Origin of the sequence: Halorhodospira neutriphila (assembly GCF_016584055.1) — a bacterium.
GTDB lineage: Bacteria > Pseudomonadota > Gammaproteobacteria > Nitrococcales > Halorhodospiraceae > Halorhodospira > Halorhodospira neutriphila.
This window is the reverse complement of record NZ_NRSH01000133.1, coordinates 1-5,879: the sequence shown is the minus strand read 5'-3', so window position 1 is coordinate 5,879 and position 5,879 is coordinate 1. Positions and strand designations below refer to the sequence as shown.

The 5,879-nt window shown below is 71.1% G+C and carries 5 protein-coding genes; 3 read left to right on the top strand and 2 right to left on the bottom strand.

The window, feature by feature from the left end; all coding sequences use genetic code 11:
- Positions 1-691, top strand: a 691-nt coding sequence (locus tag CKO13_RS10180) for a M90 family metallopeptidase (RefSeq protein ID WP_200260445.1), incomplete at its 5' end; no start/stop codon positions are given.
- Here the strand turns inward: CKO13_RS10180 and CKO13_RS10175 are convergent.
- Positions 673-2,583: a propionyl-CoA synthetase gene (locus CKO13_RS10175; RefSeq protein WP_200260442.1), complete on the bottom strand. Its 1,911-nt coding sequence runs from the start codon at positions 2,581-2,583 to the stop codon at positions 673-675. The genes CKO13_RS10180 and CKO13_RS10175 overlap by 19 nt on opposite strands.
- A gap of 265 nt (positions 2,584-2,848) precedes the next feature.
- On the opposite strand from CKO13_RS10175, the gene CKO13_RS10170 reads away from it, so the two are divergent.
- Complete coding sequence (locus tag CKO13_RS10170) at positions 2,849-3,625, top strand: SDR family NAD(P)-dependent oxidoreductase (protein WP_200260439.1); 777 nt, start codon at positions 2,849-2,851, stop codon at positions 3,623-3,625.
- 179 nt (positions 3,626-3,804) lie between these two features.
- Here CKO13_RS10170 and CKO13_RS10165 read toward each other — a convergent pair whose 3' ends face one another.
- Complete coding sequence (locus CKO13_RS10165) at positions 3,805-4,125, bottom strand: porin family protein (RefSeq protein WP_420827064.1); 321 nt, start codon at positions 4,123-4,125, stop codon at positions 3,805-3,807.
- A 469-nt stretch (positions 4,126-4,594) separates the two neighbouring features.
- Here CKO13_RS10165 and CKO13_RS10160 point away from each other — a divergent pair, with 469 nt between their 5' ends.
- Positions 4,595-5,734, top strand: coding sequence for an aminotransferase class V-fold PLP-dependent enzyme (locus CKO13_RS10160; RefSeq protein WP_338034633.1), 1,140 nt, complete (start codon positions 4,595-4,597; stop codon positions 5,732-5,734).
- The last annotated feature ends 145 nt before the right edge of the window (positions 5,735-5,879 follow it).

Here is a 5,879-nt window from a genome sequence, read left to right as displayed (position 1 = left end):
GCGGGCCCTGCCGCGGCTGCGCCGCCTCGATGCCGGGCGCCGGCAGCGGCTCGCCGATACCGCGGTGCTCCTGCGCGCGGAGAAGGCGTTCCAAGGCGTCGCAGGGGCGGCGCCCACGGCGGCGGAGCTGGACGCCGTGGCGCTGCAGGCCGCGGTGCCGATCCTCGAGATCGGGCTCGACGGCTACGCCGCGTGGACGACCGTGCTGATCTACCCCTCCGACTTCGTCGCCACCCACGAGTACGAGGACGAGGCCGGGGTGGTGCACACCGAGCAGGGGGCGCTGATCGGCGAGGCGTGGCAGGGCGGGCCGCTGGTGCTCTCGCTGGCGAGCGCCCTGGCGCCGGAGCCGGGCAGCAACGTGGTCATCCACGAGTGCGCCCACAAGCTGGACATGCGCCAGGGCGCAGTCAACGGCCTGCCGCCGCTGCGCCGCGGGATGCCCGTGGCGGAGTGGGCCGCGGCCTTCGAGGCCGCCTACGCGGCGCTGCGCGCCCACCTCGAGGCGGAGGAGGGCGGCGGCGACCCGCACCGCGGGCAGCCTCCGCCCCTCGACCCCTACGCCGCCGAGGACCCCGGGGAGTTCTTCGCCGTGGCCACCGAGGCCTACTTCGCCGACCCGGCCCGGCTGCGCCGGGGCTTCCCCGCGGTCTACCAGCAGCTGGCGCGCCTCTACGGCTGGTCGCTGTAGCGCCCGATGCGGTGCGCCTCCATGGCCTCGGCGATCTCGTCGAGGCTGCCCGGGTCGTCGATGGTCGACGGGGTCGCCACCGCCTCGCGCGACTCCTGGGCCAGGGTGCGGATGCTCTTGCGCAGGATCTTGCCCGAGCGCGTCTTGGGCAGCTTGGCGACGACCGCCACCCGGCGCAGGGCCGCGATGGCGCCGATCTCGTCGCGGATCGCCTGCGTCAGCTCCCCCTCGAGCTCCTCCTGGCCGGTCTCGGCGCCGTCCTTGAGGACGACGAAGGCGACCGGCAGCTCCCCCTTGAGCTCGTCGTGGACGCCGACGACGGCGCACTCGGCCACCGCCGGGTGGGCGCCGATGACCTCCTCCATCTCGCCGGTGGAGAGCCGGTGGCCGGCGACGTTGATGACGTCGTCGACACGCCCCATGACGAAGACGTAGCCGTCCTCGTCGATGAAGCCGGCGTCGGCGGTGTCGTAGTAGCCCGGGAAGCGCTCGAGGTACGAGCGGCGGAAGCGGGCGTCGTCGTTCCACAGCGTCGGCAGGCAGCCCGGGGGCAGGGGGAGCCGGATGGCCAGGTTGCCCTGCTCGCCGGCCGGCAGCTCCCGGCCGGCGTCGTCGAGCACGCGGATGTCGTAGCCGGCCACCGGCAGGGTGGCGGAGCCGCTCTTGACCGGCATGGGCTCGATGCCCATGGGGTTGGCGACGATGGGCCAGCCGGTCTCGGTCTGCCACCAGTGGTCGATGACCGGCCGCTCCAGGGTCTCGGCGAGCCACTCGTAGGTCGGCGGGTCGAGCCGCTCGCCGGCGACGAAGACGCTCTCCAGGCAGGAGAGGTCGTAGTTGGCGAGGTGGCGCGCCTCGGGGTCCTCCTTCTTGACCGCGCGGAAGGCGGTCGGGGCGGTGAAGAAGCTCTTGACGCCGTACTCCGAGATCACCCGCCAGAAGGCGCCGGCATCGGGGGTGCGGACCGGCTTGCCCTCGTAGACCACCGTGCAGCAGCCGCGGATCAGCGGCGCGTAGACGATGTAGGAGTGGCCTACCACCCAGCCGACGTCGGAGGCGGTCCAGAAGACCTCGCCGGGGTGGAGGTCGTAGATCGCCGCCATGCTCCAGTTCAGGGCGACGGCGTAGCCGCCGCCCTCGCGGACGACCCCCTTCGGCTTCCCGGTGGTCCCCGAGGTGTAGAGGATGTAGAGCGGGTCCGTGGCGTCCACCGGCACCGCCTCGGCGGGGGCGGCCGCGCGCATCCGCTCGTGCCAGTCGAGGTCGCGCCCCGCCTGGAGCTCGACCTCGGCCTGGGGGCGGCGGACGTAGACGACGGCCTCCGGGGCGTGCTCGGCGCGGCGGAGCGCCTCGTTGACCAGGGGCTGATAGGGGATGACGCGCTCGAACTCGATCCCGCAGCTCGCCGTCAGCACCACCCTCGGCGCCGCGTCGTCGATGCGCACGGCCAGCTCGTTGGCGGCGAAGCCGCCGAAGACCACCGAGTGGATGGCGCCGAGCCGGGCGCAGGCGAGCATGGCGATCACCGCCTCGGGGATCATCGGCATGTAGAGGATGACCCGGTCGCCGTGGCCGACGCCGAGCTCGCGGAGCATCCCCGCCGCGCGGGCGACCTCGTCGCGGAGCTCGCGGTAGGTGTAGCGGGCCCGGCTCCCGGTGACGGGCGAGTCGTAGAGCAGGGCGGCCTGCTCGCCGCGGCCGGCCTCGACGTGGGCGTCGAGGGCGAGGTGGGAGACGTTGAGCTTGCCGCCGTGGAACCAGCGGTAGTGGCCGCGCTCATCCCGGCTCAGGGCCTGGGCCGGCGGCTCGTGCCAGGCGAGGCGCTGCGCCTGCTCCAGCCAGAAGCCCTCGGGATCGCGGATGGAGTCCCGGTAGAGGTCTCGGTACGTCATGGCGCTCCTCCTGGTCGGCTCTCTCGGCTCCCCCCGTAGCGCTCTTCTCTTCGGCCCGGGAGGGTTGTCGTTGTATTGAGATTCATCTAAGCAGGGATCATGCGCTGGGGGAAGACGGGGGTGGTGTGGTCTGCTGCCGGCAGGGGCGTGGGGCCACGGCGCAGGGACTCGCCCGGCAGCGGTCACCACGGACCGCTAGAATGCAGTATCATTCGGTTTTGTGAGGTTATTAGCCGATGGCACCGGACCTGGAAGAGGAGCCTTCATGAAGTGGCGAGACGACGAGTTGGCGATCGTAACCGGCGGCGGCACGGGGCTCGGCCGCGCCATCGCCCGCGGCCTGGCGAAGAGCGGGGCGCGCGTGCTCATCATCGGCCGGCGCGAGGCGCCGCTGGCGGATACGGCCGCCTTCGACCCGGAGCGTATCGGTGTGCTCTCGGCCGACCTGGCGGAGCCGGAGGAGCGGGCGAGGGTGGCGGCCGCCGTCCCGCGGGGGACCACCGTGCGCGCGCTCGTCCACAACGCGGGGGCCCTGGAGCCGATGGGCCCGCTGCGCGAGGTGGATGCCGAGGCGTGGCGCCGGGCGATGGCGATCAACGTCGAGGCGCCGGTCTTCCTGACCCAGGCGCTGCTGCCGCACACGGCGCGGGGCAGCCGGGTGCTGCACATCTCCTCGGGGGCGGCGCACAAGCCGACGGCCGGCTGGGGGGCGTACTGCGCCAGCAAGGCGGCCCTGTACATGCTCTACCAGGTCTACCGTGAGGAGCTCTGGCCGGAAGGGGTCCTCTTCGGCTCCATCCGTCCGGGCGTGGTGGACACCCCGATGCAGGAGCTGATCCGCTCCCAGAGCGCCTCGCGCTTTCCCTCGGTGGAGCGCTTCATCAAGCTCAAGGAGAATGGGCAGCTCTACAGCGCCGAGAGCGCGGCGGACTTCGTGCTCTGGGCGCTGATCGAGACCGGGGACCGGCAGTTTACCGAGATCGAGTGGAACATCGCCGACGAGGAGCACCAGCAGCGCTGGCGGGCTACGCGCCAGCTCTAGCAGGGCGGGGCCGAGAGGGGGAGCGCAGCCGAGCTCCCGTCCCGCGGCGAGACCGGGGTCGCGGGAGGCTGTGCCACCCCTTATTTAACATAATATATATTCTACGAACCAAAGCCTGCGGCGGATGCCGCAGCCAGCGGGCTAGCCGGCTCGTGCTCGCTAGCCCGCCTCCGGTTGTCTTAGAAGTTGAAGCCGAGGCCCACACTGTAGACCCAAGCGCCGTCATCGAACTGGTCGTCGGCCTCGTCCGAGGACTCGAAGAACCACTGGTACTCAGCGAGCCCTGAGATGAAGGTCTTGGGGAGCACGTAGTACTTCAGCCCCGCCTCAAGCCCGGCAAGGCCCGTGTCCTCGACCCCGTCCCCGTAGACCAGGCCGAGATTGGCACCAAGGAAGGGCCGCCAAGCACTCCGGCCGAAGTGGTAATCGGCGAATCCGCGAGTCGAGCCGTTCCAGAAGTCGTCCTCGATACTGGTCCCCTGGATACTCGCGTAATTCACGCTTTGCCGAATGCCCAAGACCCAGCGCTCCGTTACGTACCAACCTAGATCGCCAGTCACACTGAGGGAGCCGGAATCGAAGTCCTGCTCACTGTTACCCGACCCCGAGATACTAAATTCGCGATCACCTACAGTAGGCCCCACTCCGCTCCCCTGCATGCCCCCTTCCTGGGCCAAAGACACGGCTGGCAGGGAGGCGATAATGGCCAGGGCCAAAACACGGTTTCTCAGCATAAGAGAATCTCCTCAGGTGTTGCCTTGAGTAAACCCCCGGTAACGATCTTGATAGACTAAATCTTCCGAGGCTGCTTAACCTTAAGTCTAGCTACCGCTATAGATCCTGCTAGCGAGGTTTTCTCTGAACTCCGCTGAGGAGATTATTGCAACAGATCCCTTTCAGAAGGCTTGATAATTACCGGTGGATCCCCTTCAATACGCCCTGAAATCCCATCAAACTGAGCACATGCCCATGCCGGGTCACCCCCAATTCCCCCAGGATCCTCAGCTCGTCTACCTCAACCACGCCGGCATCGGCCCCTGGCCCCGGCGCGCCACGGAGGCCGTGCAGCGCCTCGCCGCGGAGTGCGCCCACCGCGGCGCCGCCGACTACCCGCAGTGGCTGGAGGCGGAGACCCGGCTGCGCCAGCGCCTGGCGCGGCTCATGGGGGTGCCCTCGCCCGATGATGTGGCGCTGATCCCCAACACCTCGGCCGGCCTGTCGCTGATCGCCTACGGGCTCGACTGGCAGCCCGGCGACGAGGTCGTCGTCAATGACCAGGAGTTCCCCTCCAACCGCTGGGTCTGGGAGTCGCTGGCGCAGCGCTACGGCGTCCGCGTCCGCCGGGTCCGCCTCGACGACGCGGCCGCGGCGACGCCCGAGGACGCCCTGATCGCCGCCCTCGGCCCGCGCACCCGCCTGCTGCCAGTGAGCAGCGTGCAGTACGGGACCGGGCTGCGCATGGACCTGGAGCGCCTGGCCAGCGCCTGCCGCGAGCGAGGGGTGCTGCTGTGCGTCGACGCCATCCAGTCGCTCGGCGCGGTGCGGCTGTCGGTCGATGCCGACTTCATCGTCGCCGACGGCCACAAGTGGATGCTCGGCCCCGAGGGGCTCGGGGCGCTCTACGTCCGCCCGGAGCTCCGGGAGCGGCTGCACCTGCGCCAGTTCGGCTGGCACATGGTCGAGCACCTCGGCGACTTCGAGCGCGGCGACTGGGGCCCGGCGGCATCGGCCCGGCGCTTCGAGCCCGGCAGCCCGAACCTCCTCGGCGCCCACGCGCTGGAGGCGAGCCTCGCCGTGCTCGAGGAGGAGGGCCTCGAGGCCGTCGAGCGCGGCGTCCTGGCCAATGCGCGGGCCGTCATGGAGGGGGCGCGGCGCCGCGGCCTCGAGGTGGTCACCCCCGAGGCCGAGGGGCGCCACGCCGGGATCGTCACCTTCCGCATCCCCGGCGTCCCCGGCGAGCGGGCCCTGGCCGCCCTGCGGGCGGCGGATGTCGCCTGCGCCGAGCGCTGCGGGGGGATCCGCTTCTCCCCCCACTTCTACACCAGCGCCGAGGACCTCGAGCGGGCGTGGGAGCGCCTCGACGCCGTCGCGGCGCGGCTACGCGGCTGAGGGGGCGCGGCCCCGGCCCGCGGCGACGAGGGCCTCGGCGAGGTCCAGGAGGACGGCCTCGGCGGCGAGGCGGCCGTTCAGGGGCTGCTCGAGGCCCTGCTGGTGCTCGAGGAGGCGCTGCAGGAGGGCGTGGAGGCGCTCGGGC

Coding starts and splice junctions, on each gene's coding strand:
- CKO13_RS10175 (WP_200260442.1), bottom strand. CDS start 2,583: ATGACGTACCGAGACCTCTACCGGGACTCCATCCGCGATCCCGAGGGC.
- CKO13_RS10170 (WP_200260439.1), top strand. CDS start 2,849: ATGAAGTGGCGAGACGACGAGTTGGCGATCGTAACCGGCGGCGGCACG.
- CKO13_RS10160 (WP_338034633.1), top strand. CDS start 4,595: ATGCCGGGTCACCCCCAATTCCCCCAGGATCCTCAGCTCGTCTACCTC.